Below are 17,228 nucleotides of genomic sequence, written 5' to 3'. Positions count from 1 at the left end.
CATGTTTTTATCAAATGCTGAAACCATTTTCAGAGGCAGATTCACCCGGTACCTGATCGGGGGACTCGCCCTTGTGCTTTTGGGGGCTTTGGCTTATTTGCCGAGCCTTCAAGGGGAGTTTGTGTACGACGATGTTTCCTTTATCGTGGAAAACACGGCCAAACACGACTTGTCTCAATGGCCTTCCTATTTTCTGAGTTCCCGGGCAGTTTCTTCCGAGGATCATCAAATTTACCGGCCCTTGCGCACCCTTTCTTATGCCCTGGAGTGGCGGGCCTTTGGGGCGCATCCCTGGGGTTACCATTGCACACAGGTGGTCTTGCATTTGCTCAATGTCCTGTTGGCCTGGTGGTTGGGGATCCGGGTGTTCGGTGATTTTGCCTGGATGGATCAGAAACGCGCTATGGAGGCGGCCTGGTTTGGGGCTGCGGTCTTTCTTTTGCATCCGGTGCAGGTCGAGAGCGTGTATTGGATTTCCTCGCGCGGGGATTTGCTCTATGCATTCTTTGCCCTGTGGGCGCTCTTGGCCTATAGGCTCTATCTGGTTGAAGGCAAACGCTGGGCCCATTTCTTCAGTACTGCGGCCACGCTCCTTGCGCTTTTGAGTAAGGAGACTGCCGTGGTACTGCCTTTCTTGCTCCTGACCTATGCCTTTTGTCTTGGAGACCGTATCCGTATCCGGCGTTTGGGCAGACTCATTCGGACTATTAAACCGCATCTTATTTTGGTAGGCGTCTTCTTTCTGGTGCGTCTTTTTGTGGTCGGTTCGGTGGCGCAGAGGGGGTATTGGGCCGGAGGATTTTGGCCCACCTTGTGGACCGTGCCCAGTATTGTCTATGGGTATTTTGAACTCCTGCTTTTTCCGCATCCGCTCTATGTGATCCGGCAGGTTTCGGCTGTGAGCACTGCTTCGAGTGGCGCTTTTTGGCAGCCGCTGATTTTGATGGGGACCTTGGCGGGCGCGCTCTTGTGGGTAGGCCTGGGCCGGCGTTGGATCATTATGGCTTTGGCCTTGGCCTTTTGGACTCTTCTGCCTGTTTCCAATCTGGTTCCTTTCCGGGGGATCATGGCCGAGCATTTTCTCTATTTGGCGGTGCTGGGTTTTGGCTGGATTTTGGGAGCGGTTTTTGTGCGGCTGTGGAACCGGTCCTGGAATGAGGACCGCGCCCACAAGAAGGAGCGCCTGGTGCCCAGCCTTTTGGCGTTTACGATGCTTTTGTCCTATGGCCTGTTCACACTGGAGCGGGGAGAGGACTGGCAGAATGAATGGACTCTTTGGAGTCATGAGGTGGAAGCCGCGCCGGCCTCATTTCAGGCTCATATTGGTTTGGGCCTGGCGGCCGCGCATCGCCAGGATTTTCTCCTGGCCGAGGATCAATTCCGTAAAGCCATTTCCTTGCGCGGGGACAGTGGGTTGGCTCATTACGGTTTATCGCTCACGCTCATGCATCAGAACCCCCAGCGTTTGGAGGAGTCCATGGTTCATGCGCTTCTGGCGCAGCAGTTCAACTATCCGCAGGCCGGCCAACTGCTCCGGCACCTGTCTTTGCTAGGGGTTTGAGATGCTGCAACGCCCGTCTGTTCGCATCCAGCTGTGGGCAATTCTTCTTCTGGCTTTTGTGGCCTATTTACCGGTGCTCAAAGCAGGCTTTGTCTACGACGACCACTTCTTTATCGCAGGCAACTCGCATCTTCAGACCTTGAGAAATATCCCCGATTTCTTTCTGCGGCCGCAGCATACCCTGGCGGATGATATTGTCTGGGACGATATTTTCAGGCCTTTGCGCACCACGAGTTTTGCCTTGGATTATTTTGTGTGGAAGCTTAATCCGCTGGGCTATCACTTGAGCAGTCTGGGTCTCCACCTTTTGACCGTCCTGTTGGTCTTCTTGTTTCTTAGTAAGTTTCTGGAATCTGAAGCAGCGCTCTGGGGGACGGCCCTATTCGCCTTGCACCCTGTGAATGTTGAAGCTGTGGCCTGGATTTCGAGCCGGGCGGATGTCTTGTGCGCGCCGCTGTATTTGGGCGCCTTTCTCTGCTATGTGCGTTCGAGGCGTACAGAAGCCGGCGGCCAAGGCTTGCGCCTGTTTTCCTGGAGTCTGTTTCTGTTGGCGGCCCTGGCCAAGGAAGTGGCCCTTACGCTGCCGCTGGTTCTTTTGGTTTGGGAGGCTTTGTTTGGATCCAAGAGAGCTGAGCAAAGTTCCGGAGCCTTTTCCCGGTACCGTTTCTTGATTCCGTTTTTTGCCACGGCAGTCATCTATGCCGCGATTTGGATGGGCGTTCTCGGAAGGACGAGTCAGCGCACATGGCATGGCGGCACGCCGTGGACGAATTTGGCGACTGCCTACTATGCCTGGGCGAGGGCCTTTTCGCTGCTGCTTATGCCGCTTGGTTTGGCGCCCGACCATCCGGTGCCGCCCATTACAGGCATTGAGCCCAGACTTTGGGTGGGCTTGGGCTTTGCGGGTTTCCTGTTGTTTTGTGTCGCTGATCGCCTAAGGCGCGGGGACCGGATTGCGGTTTTCCTGATTGCTTTTTCTTTCCTGGTCTATCTGCCTACCTCGAGTTTAGTTCCCTTAAATGCGTTGGTGGCTGAGCGATTTTTGTATTTGCCGCTAATCGGATTGGCCGGGTTGCTGGGTCGTTATCTTTGGGATAAAGGAAAGCAGGGCCCTCAATATGTGGGGGTGCTGCTTGTATGCGTGCTGGGGGCGCTGACACTTGCGCAGGCTGCAGTGTGGAGGAATGATGCCCAGTTGTGGGACTCTGCTTTACAGGCAGAGCCGCAGAGTTTTGCCGCGCACTTCAATACCGGTATCCGTCTCAAGGGCGCAGGCGCTTACTCAGCGGCCTTGGCGCATCTGCGTAAGGCCGTGGCTTTGGAGCCGGACAATGCGCATGCGCACTACTACCTGGGTTCCGACTATATGCAGGAGGGCAATCTGGGGGCGGCAGAGAGGCATTACGAGCGGGCTTTGCAACTGGTCCCGGACTACGCCAATGTGCTTTTTGATTTCGGGGTTCTCCGTTGGAAACAGGGAGACCTGGTGGAGGCAAGGAAGATCTTTGAAGAGCTGCATCAGGCGTATCCGGAAAACCAAACCGTGACTTGCTATTTGCAGCACACCGGGAACCCCCCACAACCAGGGACAGGTCTCTCGAATCCATTGCAGCATAGCGGGTTACGCGAGGTCCGTCCCCCTATCGCCGTTCATCACCGGTGAAGGGGATGGGGACGGATCTCATGTAACCTATTATACGGTATAGGGATGGCGAGACCTGTCCCTAAGAATGGCGAATATGCATATTTTTGCTCAGAGCCGGAAGAAGGAACGCATTGTTATTTGGATGCTGATGGGGGTATTCCTCGTGCAGGCTTTCTCGAGTGCTGTTCTCAAGGCTCCTGCGGGCGATGAGTTGCTCTACATGGACTCCGCTCAGTATCTCTACGAAGGCTCGCGCTGGGCTGTGCGCGAAAACCTCACCCACACGCCGCTGACTTCCTATTTGCACGGGTGGCTTTCGGCTTCTTTTGATTATAAGAACCCTGCTGTGCGACTCATGCTGTGCCGTCTCTGCATGCTTCCCTTTGTGTTTCTTTTTTTTGGAATTCTCTGGCTTTGGGGCCGCAGGGCCTGGGCCCCGGCTGCCGGGCTTTGGGCTGCAGGCTTGGCAGCTTTTGAGCCCAATCTCTTAGCGCATGCACGGCTGGTGAACACGGACTTTCCCATGGCAGCCATGGCCTTGCTGTGCTTTTACGCGGTTTGGCGGGCCATTGAAAAACCGTCTGCATTGGGCTATGCGTTGGCCGGGCTTTGCATGGGCTTGGCCCTGGGCACCAAATTCACGGCAGTCCTTGTTTGGCTGAGTGCTTTTCTCATTCTGGGAATTTTCGCGCCGCGAAATCACAAGGGGCTGGGCTATCTCGGGATTGTCTGTCTGGTTTCCTGGATTGTGCTTTGCACACTTTACGGATGGCAGGGGGTCGGAGAGGCCCCGGACGCGCGCTGGTTTACGAGTGATCTCTTCAGCCATTGGGGAACTCGCGAACCCGTGCGCAGTCTGCTTGGCCTCTTGCCCGCGCCGTATATCTGGGGTTTGGATTTTCAGCGCCACTACAGCGAATTCGGATTTCCCAATTTTCTCATGGGCGCGCACTCCCGTTACGGCTGGTGGTATTACTTCCCGGTGGTGTGGCTGGCCAAGACACCCTTGCCTCTAATCGCACTTTTTGGTGCGGGCAAGATCCTTCTGTTCCGTCCCAAGGAGGGTCAAAACCGCCGCTTGCAAGGGGTTCTCTTTGTTCCGCTGATCTGCATTGCTTTCTACTTCCTGTTTCTCAATCACTACAATATCGGCTACCGCCACCTCTTGCCGCTCACCCCGCTGGTCCTTCTGCTGAGCGCCTACGGGGCCTGGAGTTTGTGGAATTGGGGAAGAACGGGACGCATGGGTGTTGCTTTCTTGTGTGCATGGTTTGTCATGGGCACTCTTGGGACCTGGCCGCATTACCTGCCGTATTTTAATGAGGCTGCGGGCGGCCCGTCAGCGGGATACCGTTTGCTGTTGGACTCCAATCTGGACTGGGGGCAGGATGCTTTTTTGGTTCAGCGCTATATGAAGAGACATCCGGGCGCACACCTTAACCCCAAAGATGCAATGGAGGGGAAGGTGATTGTGAAGGCCGGAATGCTTCAGAACTACCTGAACCAAGAGGACCGGGCGGCCTGGTTGAAGCGCCTCAAGCCTGTGGACCAAATCGGGCACACGCATCTTGTGTACGAGGTGGATTTGGAAGAGATTCGCAGGCTCAGCGAAGCGTCGCCGGAGGATGATGAACTTCAGCGGGCCCTTCTGCAGCTTCTGTATCGCCGGGGAGAAATAGCAGAACTCGAAATGCGCACTGCCCGCCTTCTGCAATCCGAAGCGGATTATTGGGTTTGGGCTTATTACAGGGGATTGGGGGCCTTGGCCCAGGGGAAAGATGCAGAGGCAGTGAAATGGTTGTCCGCGGCTGCCAAGTCTGCAGCGGCTTTTGAAGAGGTCTACGATGCCTTAGCTTTTGCCTTGCTTCAAGAGGGCAGAAGGGCCGAGGCCTTGGAGGTCCTCGGCCGGCAGCACCTGCGCCGCATGGAGTTGTGCACTTTTCAAGAACTGCAGTTGGACTCCACGCACTGGCGTCAGAAGGCGGAGGCGGACGCGGCTCAGCCTGTGAATTGGAATAATCTGGCCGTCGCACTTTGGGTGCAGGGGGATAATCGCGTTGCTTTGGAGGCCTTGGATAAGGCCTTTGATTTGGACCCGCGCAGGCCGGCCGTGCTTTTAAACCGGGCAGTGATCGAGGACAGCATGGGCCTTGGAATCAGGGCCATGGCTTCGTTTGACCGCGCCCTGGAAACGGCCCTTTCTGCGGATGGCATCAAACTGCCCATGGTCATTTACGGGGACCGCGTTGTGTACCTGACTGAGGAATTGATGATCAAAACGCACGCGCCTTTGCGTTGGAGGCAGTTGCGGTACGAGATCGAGCTCAAGCAGCTCGGCCGGGACATCCAGGATCCGAGGATTTACTTGGCCTTGGCCCAACACTATGCACAGCAGCGCGAGACGGCGCGCGCCTGGATGGCCTTGGAAGATGCCCAAATCAAAGCACAAGGAGAATTGGGGGAAGAGTCGGCCGTTTGGAAAAAGGCCTTGCTCGCCCAGTACCGGAGATGAAGCGTCCCCTTGTCATTACTTTGTGTTGGATTCTTCTTGCCTCCTTAACCGCAGCGGAGCAGGCGCGGGCGACCCGTTCGGAACGCGTGCCTTTGCGCTATCGCGAATCCCAACAGGCTCAAAGCTGGATTGCCCAACAGGGGCTGCAGGAGACCGCGACTTGCCGGACTGCTTCGCACAGTCTGGAACGGCCCGAGTGGCTGGCGCAGCTCTGGGGAAATCCGGATTGGGCCGTGGTCTATTTGGACGAGAGTCATGCCGTGCTTCTCAAACGCAGCATCCAGAATCAGGATTTTGTGCAGAAGTTCGAGATTCGCCCTGATCTCATGATCTGGAATCCGGGAAAGCCGTACGATGCGTATTGGGGGGCGCTCCTTCTGGGAAGGCTCATGCATTTTGCGGGTTATTACCCCAAGGCGGAATCCTATTTCCTCGAAGCGCAATCCATCCGGCCCAATGCCTGGCAACCTGCCCGCTCTTTGGCCCATCTCTATCTGGACCAGGAGCGGGTGAGGGATGCGACGGAAGCCTTGCGCACTTCTTTGCGCTATCATCCTGCACAAGCGGATCTCCAATCGAGCTTGGGGGCATTGCTCACGGTCCAGGGTGAGTGGGAGCGCGCGCTCCTGCATTACCGTTGGGCTTTATTGTTGGATCCGGGCCGGGTCCAGACTGCGCAGGAGATGGAGCAGGTGTACCGGGCTGTGAGGGATCGCCGGGAGAGGCTCAAGTGGTGATCGCACTTCTGCTCTTGCTCTTTCCGCTCTTGTACCTGGGACCCTTGTTTGCCTCAGGCCTTCCTCTATATACACTGGACCGCCACCTGTTCTGCTATCAGGAGTTTGCGCTGCGATGTTTGCGGGCCGGCGAACTTCCGCTCTGGAATCCTTTTGTGCACGGGGGCATGCCCTTTTGGGCAGCCACGGATATCCGTACCTTGCTGCCGCGCCTGGGTGCCGAGTTCTTGCTGCCGGGCCTTTCAATTTTCCAGAAACTGAACTTCCTCCATGCGTTCTTTCTCACTCTCGGAGCTTGGGGGGCTTACCGTCTTGTAAGGCGCACGGGCGGGATCAGAGCCGCAGCTTTGATGGCGGGTTTTTCTTTTGGATTCGGAGGACACCAAATAGGGCGTCTTTTTGCCGGGCACTTTGACATAGTGTACACAGCGGCTTTGGTGCCCTTTGTTTTTATGTGGACTCTGCGGGCTTTGCGCAAGAACCGGATCAGGAGTTGGGTTCCGGTGGGTTTGTGTTTGGGACTCATGCTTTATACCGGCCATGTCCAGCTCAGCTTGATGACTGCGGGTTTTCTATGTATTTTCGTTCTTGCGCAGCTTCTTAAGCGAGACAGGGCGAAAACCGGGCACTCCGTTCTGGGATTATTCCTGGCCTTTGGACTTTTTGCAGGCCTGGGTGCGGCACAGTGGATGCCTGCGATGGAATTCCAGAAAGATTCCGAGAGGGCCGGGGGCTTGAGCTGGGACCAGGCAGCAGCGCGCTCCCTTGCGCCGCGGGAACTCATTACTTTGATTCAGCCTTGGGCCTTGGGCGATCAAATCACTACCCGCTACCGGGGGGCGGGCCTGTGGTGGGAGCGGACCGCCTATGCCGGGGTTTTTCTCACAATCCTGGGATTGCTTGCGCTTTTTTTCGGCCCGCCCGCCGCAAGGCTCTGGTGTTTTATGGCGCTCGGGGGACTTCTGCTCGCCCTGGGTAATCACACGCCCGTGTACGGATTTCTTTACCAATATCTGCCGGGTTTTTCCGTTTTTAGGGAACCGGGCCGCTTCCTGCTCTTTTGGAATTTGGGAATCGCTGTGAGCGGGGCCGTGCTTTGTTCGCGTATTTTCGAGCAACCCGAGTTTTATCGGCGCTCGAAGATTCTTCCGTCCATGGTTCTGCTCGTGGTGGTCCTGGACATGCACTCTTTTGGGAGCCGGTATATCCAACCCGCGCATCCCGGCATCTTTAAGATGCCCGATTCAATCGTCCGGGCTTTGCTTCAGGATGAGGAACCTTTTCGGGTGCTTTGGCAGGGCCAGGCCCTCACAAATTTGGAGATGTTGGCCGGAATTCCTTTGGTTAACGGATACAAGCCCATTGCCACCCAGCGCTATGCGGAGTTTGTGAACACTCTCGAAGGGGCGCCTTTGGACCGGCCCGTCAGCTATCTGAAATACCTGCGCTATCCCGGTCACCCGCTCTGGCAGCTCCTGAATCTGAGGTATCTGATTCAATCTGCGGATGTGGAGCCTCCGGATTCTGAATGGGAAAAAGTGCTGAATGCAGAGAGCTTGGCGCTTTACCGCCGTATTCAAACTTCCCCGCGGGCTTGGTTGATCCCTGAGGCCCGCTGGGTGCGGGACCGCCGGGAAATTTGGCAACGCATTGCAAAGCCCGGATTTGATCCGGTTCAGACTCTTTATTTGGAGGGCGAGGGCCAGTGGCCGGCGTCCGCGGATTGGGTGCAGGGGGAGATTGAATTCCTGAGTGAGAGCCCTCATGAGATGGAGATGGGGGTCCGCGCCTCTTCGCCCTGCTGGCTGGTGCTCTCGGAGCCGTATGACCCGGCGTGGAGGGCCGGGCTCGACGGAAGTCCTGTTAACGTCTATCCTGCCAATGGGCTGATACGCGCGGTCCGGGTCCCTGCCGGGGAACACCGGGTGGAATTCCGATACTGCTCGCGCTCAGTTTTCTTAGGTATTGCTATTACACTCGTTACAATATGTCTGTTACTCATGCTGTCATTTCCGCGGGTCCGCCGTGTTTGGGGCGGGGCCAAGGATGACTCTTAGCGGCTCAATGACCCACGAACGTTCCCTTCGCCAAGACATAGTGCCTGTACTCACGATTCTTGCCCTTCTTGTGTTGAGCTTGGGGTGGGTGCTTCTGGGCCCGCGCGTGCTTTTGGGGCTGGATCTGGTTTACCAAAAACTTGCCTTGGTCAATTTGGGCCGGCAAGCCTTGAGTCTGGGCAGCCTGCCTTTGTGGAATCCGAATATCTTTTGCGGGGTTCCGTACCTTCCCACCGCGACTTTCAGTTTTGTGGATCCCTTGAATTTGGTTTGGGTGTTTACGCCGCTGTCCTTGGAGCGTGTCGTTAATTTGAGTTTGCTCACGCATTTGCTTGTGGGTGCCCTGGGATTTTACTGGCTCTGCCGGTTGAGTGAGTTGAATCCCTTATCCAGCGCGATCGGTGTGTTCGTGTTTGTGGGGAACGGATATGTACTGCAAAGCTTCTTTGCCGGCCACATCGGGCTTGTTTCCGTGTACTGGATGAGTCCCTGGTGGTGGGCGGCGCTTCGAAGATATGTGATCCGGCGCACTTTGGGCGCCGCGATTTGGGCGGCGATCGCTTTGGCCTTGCTGTGCATGACCGGGCATTCTCAGGGCACTTGGATGATGGGGGTAGCCGGGCTCTTATATTTGATTGGGGTGGGCGCGCAAGGGGAGGAGGCTTCGGAGATTTGGCATGGATTGGGCGAAGCTTTTTTTGTGGCCGCGGGCATTGCCTTGCTTGCGGCGGGTTTGGCTGCTCCGCGCGTCTTGCCATCCTTGGAGTATGCGCATCTCAGTGATCGTTCTTTGCTGACTCATGTGGTTTCCTCCCGGGAGAATTCGCTGGCTCCCCAAAATCTCCTGGGTTTGGTGATGCCTCCCTCCGGAACGGAGAACCCCGCTCCCTCTGCCCGGGCGGAGGGACGCGCGTCTGGGGCCCCGCAGATCTATACGGGGTGGGTGGCATTGCTGTTAATCTTGGCCGGGTTACTGGGCCGAAGAAGACCCTTTCAAATGACTGCCGCGCTCCTGGCTCTAATCTCCTTAGCATTGGCACTGGGTCCTGCGCTCCCTTTGGAAGGATGGGTCCGTCGCTTGGTGCCGACCTACGGATACTTTCGTGTGCCGGGCCGTTGGCTGTATGTGTTTGCCTTTGCGCTTTCTTTCTTGGCAGCCCTGGGGATGCAGCGCCTTTTTGAAGGAGTGAGCCAGGGGGCGGGAAAGGATAGGGCGCGTGTGCTGACACGAGTCATTGCCGTGTGCCTGGTGATGGAACTCTTTTTTCACGGGGCCTCTTTTGTGCGCGTTATGGAAGCTCATCCTTATCGCATCGATCCGGAACTCGGGCACTTTCTTCGCTCTTATGTGGGATCCGGGCGTGTGCTTTGGCCCGGATTTAACGGCGGTTCTTTTGAAGGTTTGCAGAATTGTCTCGGCAATGAGGGCTTGATGCCGGGTCCCTTGTCTGCTTACTTGAACCGGATCCAGGGACTGCCCGCAGACACAGCCCAGGCGCAGCGCCAGACTCTCAAAAAAATTCGAGTGCAGGATTTTGACTTGTTGTCTGCACGGCTCTGGGTGAGTGACAAGCGTTCGCCCTTGCCGGCGCCGGATCCGTCTTTGCCTGTTATTTTTCAGAATTCACGCTATCAAGTCTGGGGGAGTTTGGGCGCGCGCCCCCGGGCTTGGGTGGTGCACCGGGCCAAAGTGGTTTTTGATGACGAATCCGCCCTGACTCAGTTATTGAGCAAAGGGCGGGCTTATGAGGAAGAAGTCTTCCTGGAATGGGATAAGGCGCCGATCGATCTGCCGCAGGTGGATTCGCCCGGGTTTTCCGCAGCCACCGTGGTGTCTTCGAATCCTCATTCTTTGATAATTGATACAGTGTCCGAGGACCCGGGATTTCTGGTGGTCTCGGACACCTACTATCCCGGCTGGTGGGCTACTCTCGACGGCGAGCCAGCAGAGCTTTTGTGCGCCAACTATTTGATGCGCGCAGTATATTTGCCCAGTGGCCAGCACACGGTGCGAATGGACTACCGGCCCAGGAGTGTGACACTGGGATTTCTGATTGCACCTTCCCTTTGGCTGCTGTTGGGGGCCGTGGCCTTCATCAGGCGCAGGCGGTATTGATGGAACAACCCAAAGAAGAAAGCACAAATCAACGTGTCTGGACTGCGGTTCTTCTTGCCTTCCTAGTGTTCTTCTGGCTTTTTCAGACTGTGTCCAGTTTGTCGGTCAAGTCCATGACCAGCGACGAGGACCTCTATTTGCGGTCGGCCGTGAGTTTGGTGCGCGGCTCGCACTGGCAGCAGCGGGTCAATGTGATGCATGCGCCCTTGACTGCGTATGTGCATGGTTGGTTGCCGTTGCGCTGGGGGCAGGAGGATTTGGCGGACCGGCTTCTGCCCGCGCGCCTCTTGAATTTGGTCTGGGGGCTCTTGCTGGGTTTTTATCTCTTTTTATGGGCGCGGCGCTTGAACGGCCGCCGCGGGGCTCTATTTGTCTTAACACTTTGGGCCTTCAGTCCCAACCTTTTGGCTCACAGCCGCTTGGTGACTCCGGATATTTGTTTTGTCAGCGTCTCCTTGGCGAGTACCTATCACTTGTGGAGTTTTGCGGCTGAACACCGGCTCAATCAACTCCTCTTGTCTGCAGTTTATTTGGGCTTGGCCCTGCTGAGCAAATACACGGCTGTCTTAATGTCCGGGGTTTTGCTCCCCCTGCTCCTCTGGGCCATGCTTCTTGAAAGGCGCTCTGTTTGGAGAATGCTCTCTGCCGCGGGCATCCTCTTGGGCGTGTCCTTTTTCATCTTGGTTTTGGGCTATGGGTTTCAAGGGGCCTTTAGCTCCAAGGCCGGTTTCTTATGGCAGAGTGCGTTCTTCGACAACTTATCCCAGACCTTATTGGGCAGAGGGCTGCTATGGTTCTTTCCTTTGCCCTATCTTAACGGCCTGGATTTTCAGAAATACTTTACCGAATACGGCTTTTTGAATTATTTGATGGGCGAGTTCTCAGTCAAAGGATTCCCGAATTACTATGCGGTTGCAATGGCCGTGAAAACGCCGCTGAGTTTACTCATCCTGTTTCTGCTATCGCTTTTATGCATTGGCCGGCTGAGGTGGACAGACCGGGCCTTTTTGTTATGGCCGCCCCTGGTCTTTTTTGTTTACTTCAGTTTTGTGAGCGAGTTCCAAATCGGCCTGCGCCATGTGCTCTTGATCTATCCCTTTGCCTTTCTGTTTATTGCCGCCGCTATCCTGCCAAGGGCAGGAGATTCCCCCAGGCGGCTTTGGTCTTCTGTCTTGGCCGGGTTGTGTTTGATTGGTTTTGTCCTGGAGTCGGCATTGATTTATCCGCATTACTTGGCCTTCTTTAACCGTGCGGCGGGCGGGCCGGAAAGGGGAGACCAGTGGTTGATCGACTCGAATCTGGACTGGCAACAGGACCTGGGTTTTGTGGAAGCCTATATTGCCGATCATCCGGGCGTTCGTTTGGAACCGCCTGAGCCCGCCACCGGTCTTGTTTTGGCGAGTGTGAACAGTTTGAGGGGGTATTTGGGGAGCGAGGGACAGGTTGAATGGTTGCTCGATTTTGAACCTGTGGACTACATCGGCTATTCCTGGAAGGTCTATCAAATTACCTTGGGAAAGGCGCTGGCAGTCTGGGGCAGTGGCCCGGAAAATTCTGAGGCACGCCTGCGTTTGGTTTCTCTTTATAGAGAGGAAGGCTTATTGGATAAGGCCAAGACCCTGCTCCTCCAAGGACTGGAAGGGGAGAGCGGGCTGGACAGCCGCCGAGCGCAGATTTTGGGGGATATCTATCGCCGGGAGCGAAATCTCAGCGGAGCGCTCAAGCAAATGCGGCGTGCCGCAGAGTCCCCGCACTCGTACCGGGTCTTTGAGGACTTGGCCTGGTTGGAATTGGAGTCCGGGGAGGGTGCGCCCGGAAAACACATGCGTCTGGCCCATCACCACCGCATGCTGGAATCCTATCTGAGAGCCCCGGTCATGCCGGATCCCCGCACAGAGATGGGCGAGAGTGGTTTGGCGCGTCTCCGCACGCGTTGCAACCAAGGCTACTGGGCCTGGGCGGACGGAGATTTGGATACCGCTGTTAAACTGACCCGCGCGGTGGTGGAAAAGGAACCCTGGTTTGTGGATGCGTGGGCTAATCTGGCGTACCTTTACGAAGAGGCCGGAGACTACGGGGCGGCTTTGGAGGCGCAACAAGAATACATGCAGCGGGTAGGCAATGCGTTGGCGCGCCAGGATCCTCGCTGGTTTTACCACGGGGGCCTGGTGTTCGGGAGGACTTTGGTTTTGAACAAGCGCCAAGCCCATGAGGAAGGGTTGCAGCGCCGCATCCTTGTGTTGAAAAATGAGTTTAAGGGTCTGTCTCCCGAGGAACAGATTGCGGCTCTTTTGGAGATGGGCCGCTTATATGCGGTGCTCGGGCGTTGGCCCCAGGCACTTGCCTCTTTGCACCAGGCCCAAGGTTTACAACCGGAATCGCTCCAGGTGCGCGCGGCGCTAAAAGAGCTTTACTCTTGGAAAAAGAACTGGCCGATGTTATGAGAGTGCCTCATTTATCCAGGCTGGTGGTATTGTTGTTTCTGAGCTGGCTCCTGGGCTGCTACCTGCAGCAAATGCTTTGGCTCAAGCCTGTGCTGATTCGTCCGGCAGACGGGGCGCTGCTCAATCCGGATGCGGTTCACCTTGTTTGGAATCCCGTGCCCGGAGAAGAGATTCAATACGAAGTCCAAATTTTTCAGGGTTTGCCCGGAGAAGTCCCCGCGACATTGGAGAATAAAGAGATACAAGCTCCGGAAATCTATGTGACCGCCTTGGAGCCCGAGACCGGGTACTTCTGGCAGGTCCGTGCCTGGCAGGAGGAAAAAGCTCTGCGCTGGAGCCGGGCCGGGCAATTCAAAACGAGGGCCTATGTTCCCGCGCGCTGAGATGTTGCCGGTGATGGGAGCGCCCTTTCCCGAAGCCGATGCTTGGGATCACACGGCAGGGCGGGCTTTGGCTTTTTTGGCCTGCATTTTGGCCGCAGTCCTGGGGGCCTTAGCCCTGGGCCATTCTCACGCTGTGCTTTCGGAGGACTTCTACTTTCATACCGCTCATGCGGAGGCCTTTGCCCGCCAATTCCTGGCCCACAAGCACCCCTTTTGTTTTTGGACTGCGGGATTGGGTGTGCCTTTGTGGAGCGCTTATCCGCCCTTGCATGCTTTGATTGCGGGGGGATTGCGCGCGGTGTTTCCCCTGCTGGGGGCTGTGGTATGGGTTTGGCTTTCGACGGTGGTCTTGTGGAGCGCTTTTCCCCTGGCATTATACCGGTGTCTCCGGTCGCTGGATTTGCCTGCCTTGACTGCCGGGGGCGCGAGTCTTTTCTGTTTGCTCTTCTTCAATCCTTGGGGCCACAGCCTGGAAGCCTACACATTAATTGGATTGCAAGCGCAGTTGCTGGGCTATGTGCTCTTTTGTCTGGCCTTTAGCGCCCTGCACCGCTGCCTTTGGCACAAAGGCTCCTGGGCCTGGGCTGCTTTGGGCACGGGACTCTTGCTATTGGCCCATCCCATTGCCGCCTTCTTCCTCTGCTGGGTGGCGATCCTTGAAGTTCTCATTTTGCTCTCCCGCAAGGGCCGGCGAAGCGCATGGCCGGTCCTCAAATTATTTTTAGTTTTCGTGTTTGCTCTGGCTATAGGGTGCTTGTGGGTGTGGCCCGCGATTGCCTATAGCCAATTCCATTTAGTTATCCCTCAGCCTGAACTCTATCGTTTTACAGGCTTGTGGCAGAGCCCGTCGGTTCCGGCGCTCCTGCATTCCTGGTTTTTGGGAGCGCTTTTCGAAGGCGTGGCTTTGCCGGAGACGTGGATCCAATTGGGGCCGGCATTTTTGCAGCCGACTCTTAGTGAAGGGCGCTGGCCTGTCCTGACGGGGATGGCGGTCCTTGGTTTGGTCTATTACTTGTGCAGACCCGGGGAGTGGGAGACAGGTGAGGTGATGGTTCTGTCTCTTCTGTGTGTTTCTTTGGCGCTGATATTGGGCGCCGATGAGATTCCGGGGATGAACCGTGTTCCTATGTGGGGGGAACTTATGCAGTGGCGCGCGGTGTTTCTCCTGCAGATAGGCACCGCAGTTTTGGCCGCCTCCGTGGTGACGGCGCTGACGCGCTGGGTGCGGGAATTTTTTTACAGGGAGACAGTTAATCCCATGGTGGCGCGCACCCGCGAAGGCATTGTCTTGTGTTTGACCTTGATCCTGGTTCTTTCAGCGCCGGCATTGTATGAGCGCCTGCGCACGGCGCGCGAATTGGGACAGCGCGACGCAGAGCAGTTTATGGAGGCCGTGACCGGGGAGCTTCTCCAAATCCGGGCAGAGAATCCGGGCGCGCGCGTGTTGTATGAGGCGCGGAGTCCGGGGCTGGAGGACCTGGCCACGCTCTCGGGCTTGTCCCATCCCAAGGCCCGTGGCTCGAGCAGCGCGTCGAATTGGGGAGGGACGCCGAAGTTTTGGTGGCCGGATAACGCGGCAGAGGAGCATCCGTGGATTTTGGATCTTTATGGAGTCACTCATCTCGGCGGACTCAGTGCGCCAGGGACGTTTCTCTTGGATCGTCTGGCTCTCACTCAGAGAAGCGTCCCCGCAAGTCTGGCTGATCCTCTCTGGGCTTCCCCTGTTCTGGTTTTATCCAATCTGCGGGATTGGTACGAACTCAGCCACAGCTGGTTTATGTGGGCTATGCGCGAAGGCGGCTACCGGCAGGTTTGGCCTTTGGTGCGGCTAAGCCCCCGGCCTCGGGACTTTGAAACCTGGATAGAAGGAGGCAAGGTGCGCGCGCTCGTGCTTTTGGAGCCCGGACAGTTTGGGATAGAGAGCCCGTTTTGGAGGACGCTGTTGCAGCGTTGCGCGGACAAGGGGATTTCTGTTTACTCGAATCAGAATCTTCGCTTGAGTTCTTACACGGCCTTGGAACCGGGTTTGCCCTCTGTGCCCGGGTTGTGGCGTGAACTGGGCCCGTTGCCTCAGGAGCTGGACGATGTTGCAGTGCCTCAGGTACAGTGGGTGAATGTGGGGGGCGGGGGCCGGCATTCCATGCTTTCCAAGGCGCCGGAGGGGGGCGCTGCTTTTCTGAAAATGACGGCGGATCCAGGCTGGCAAATTCGCGTGAATGAAAGGCGTGCTGTCATTGGCATGCTTGCGCCGGGCTTCCCTGTTTGGATGCTTCCCCAAGGAGAATCCGTCACTCATTGCCAGTGGGTGGCTTCTTATGATTTTCAGCGTTTGGCAACGGTCTCGGCAGGAGCCTTGGGGTCGGTTTTTGTGTGGATATTGCTTGCAGGGGGAGTTTCCCTGTGGAGAGGACGCAAGAAGTGAGTGAGTTGAATCTCAGCATTCTCATCTTAGCCCATAACGAGGGCGGGAATCTGGGGCCGCTGATTGAACGGACTTCGCAAGTGCTCAGCCGGATGGAGCTGAGCTGGGAAGTGGTGGTCATCGATGGCGGTTCCATAGACGGAACCTGTGCGGAGGCCGAGGCCGCAGGCGCAAAAGTTTTTGTGCAGGCAAACCCCGGCTATGGGAATGCTTTGAGGGAGGGGTTTGAACGTTCGCGCGGGGAGTATGTTCTGTGTTTGGACGCGGACCTTTCGCACGATCCGGAGTTTATCGCGCGCATGTGGGATTGGCGCGATCGCGCGGATGTGGTGATTGCCTCACGTTATGTGAGCGGGGGCAGCGCGGAAATGCCCTGGTTTAGGTGGGTTCTAAGTCGTTGTCTAAATGTGATTTATGGCCATGTCTTGGCGATCGGGGTCAAGGACATGTCCAGCGGCTTCCGCATGTACCGGAGTTCAGTCCTGCGGCAGATTCAAACGCAGGGCCGGGATTTTGATCTGTTGGAAGAGCTGCTTCTCAAAATCTATGCGGGGGGGTGGCGTTTACAGGAAGTTCCCTTCGAATACCGGCCGCGCAAAGAAGGCCGGACGCACGCGCGTCTCATCTCCTTTGCCCGGTCCTATTTGAAGACCTTGGGCTCCTTGTGGCAGTTGCGCAATTCCATCCAATGCGCAGACTATGATTTCAGGGCCTTTTACAGCCGGATCCCGTTGCAGCGTTGGTGGCAGCGCCAAAGGCACCGCCATATTCGCGAGTTGGTAAAGCCCGGCACCAGCATCCTGGATGTGGGCTGCGGTTCCAGCAAGATCCTTGTCGACTTGCCTTTGGCTGTTGGCTTGGATCCCAGCATGGGTAAATTGCGTTTCATGAGGCGAACCAACACCCGTTTGCTTCGGGGAAGCGGTGCAAGACTGCCTTTTGCGGACAATCTCTTTGAAACCGTCATTAGCTCACAGGTGATTGAACACTGTTTGGATGCCGAAGAAATTCTGGACGAGCTTGTGCGCGTGGCAGCCCCGGGCGGGTCCTTGATTGTGGGGACGCCCGACTACGACAGGATCTCGTGGGTGTGGATTGAAAAGGTTTATGGCTGGGTGCACCGGGGAGGATATGCGGATGAGCACGTGACTCACTACACCCAAGCCAGTCTTAAGGCTGCACTGCTAAGCCGTGGCTGTGAGATCCAGGAAGTGCGTTATGTTGCGGGGTCCGAGCTGATCATCAAAGCCAAGAAATCCTAGTGTCAGGCCAAGAAACTCTGCTGTCATCCTGAGGAGAAAAGCGACGAAGGATCTATGTCCCCACCAACGTTCGTTTTACTTCCTCATCA

At 56.5% G+C, this 17,228-nt stretch carries 10 protein-coding genes; all 10 read left to right on the top strand.

Annotation, left to right across the window (positions count from 1 at the left end):
- The first annotated feature begins 1 nt into the window (after nt 1).
- The 10 genes from JW937_05085 to JW937_05040 all read left to right on the top strand — a co-directional run bounded on the left by JW937_05085 (nt 2) and on the right by JW937_05040 (nt 17,139).
- Entirely contained in the window at nt 2-1,561 is a 1,560-nt protein-coding gene (locus tag JW937_05085; protein ID MBN1586787.1) for a hypothetical protein, read from the top strand.
- A gap of 1 nt (nt 1,562) precedes the next feature.
- Nucleotides 1,563-3,224, top strand: a complete 1,662-nt coding sequence (locus JW937_05080) for a tetratricopeptide repeat protein (GenBank protein ID MBN1586786.1) — start codon at nt 1,563-1,565, stop codon at nt 3,222-3,224.
- A gap of 67 nt (nt 3,225-3,291) precedes the next feature.
- The gene (locus JW937_05075; GenBank protein MBN1586785.1) at nt 3,292-5,718 is read left to right on the top strand and encodes a glycosyltransferase family 39 protein; all 2,427 of its coding nucleotides are present in this window, start codon (nt 3,292-3,294) and stop codon (nt 5,716-5,718) included.
- Nucleotides 5,715-6,455, top strand: a complete 741-nt coding sequence (locus JW937_05070) for a hypothetical protein (GenBank protein MBN1586784.1) — start codon at nt 5,715-5,717, stop codon at nt 6,453-6,455. Before JW937_05075 ends, JW937_05070 begins: the two co-directional genes overlap by 4 nt.
- Complete coding sequence (locus tag JW937_05065; protein MBN1586783.1) at nt 6,449-8,512, top strand: YfhO family protein; 2,064 nt, start codon at nt 6,449-6,451, stop codon at nt 8,510-8,512. The genes JW937_05070 and JW937_05065 overlap by 7 nt, the downstream gene beginning before the upstream one ends.
- Nucleotides 8,513-8,552: 40 nt before the next feature.
- Nucleotides 8,553-10,628, top strand: coding sequence for a YfhO family protein (locus JW937_05060; protein ID MBN1586782.1), 2,076 nt, complete (start codon nt 8,553-8,555; stop codon nt 10,626-10,628).
- A complete protein-coding gene (locus JW937_05055; GenBank protein MBN1586781.1) occupies nt 10,628-13,072 on the top strand; it encodes a glycosyltransferase family 39 protein in 2,445 nt (814 codons plus the stop codon). Before JW937_05060 ends, JW937_05055 begins: the two co-directional genes overlap by 1 nt.
- Nucleotides 13,045-13,455 (top strand): fibronectin type III domain-containing protein, encoded by a 411-nt coding sequence (locus tag JW937_05050; GenBank protein MBN1586780.1) that lies wholly within the window; start codon nt 13,045-13,047, stop codon nt 13,453-13,455. Before JW937_05055 ends, JW937_05050 begins: the two co-directional genes overlap by 28 nt.
- On the top strand, nt 13,439-15,877 hold the full coding sequence (locus JW937_05045) for a hypothetical protein (GenBank protein MBN1586779.1): 2,439 nt from the start codon (nt 13,439-13,441) through the stop codon (nt 15,875-15,877). The genes JW937_05050 and JW937_05045 overlap by 17 nt, the downstream gene beginning before the upstream one ends.
- Nucleotides 15,874-17,139: a glycosyltransferase gene (locus tag JW937_05040; protein MBN1586778.1), complete on the top strand. Its 1,266-nt coding sequence runs from the start codon at nt 15,874-15,876 to the stop codon at nt 17,137-17,139. Before JW937_05045 ends, JW937_05040 begins: the two co-directional genes overlap by 4 nt.
- Nucleotides 17,140-17,228 lie beyond the last annotated feature (89 nt).

This window comes from Candidatus Omnitrophota bacterium (genome assembly GCA_016929445.1).
GTDB lineage: Bacteria > Omnitrophota > Gorgyraeia > JAFGIU01 > JAFGIU01 > JAFGIU01.
The sequence above is the reverse complement of the archived record's forward strand: the minus strand, read 5'-3'. Positions and strand labels throughout refer to the sequence as shown.

Coding starts and splice junctions, on each gene's coding strand:
- JW937_05085 (MBN1586787.1), top strand. CDS start 2: ATGTTTTTATCAAATGCTGAAACCATTTTCAGAGGCAGATTCACCCGG.
- JW937_05080 (MBN1586786.1), top strand. CDS start 1,563: ATGCTGCAACGCCCGTCTGTTCGCATCCAGCTGTGGGCAATTCTTCTT.
- JW937_05075 (MBN1586785.1), top strand. CDS start 3,292: ATGGCGAATATGCATATTTTTGCTCAGAGCCGGAAGAAGGAACGCATT.
- JW937_05070 (MBN1586784.1), top strand. CDS start 5,715: ATGAAGCGTCCCCTTGTCATTACTTTGTGTTGGATTCTTCTTGCCTCC.
- JW937_05055 (MBN1586781.1), top strand. CDS start 10,628: ATGGAACAACCCAAAGAAGAAAGCACAAATCAACGTGTCTGGACTGCG.
- JW937_05045 (MBN1586779.1), top strand. CDS start 13,439: ATGTTCCCGCGCGCTGAGATGTTGCCGGTGATGGGAGCGCCCTTTCCC.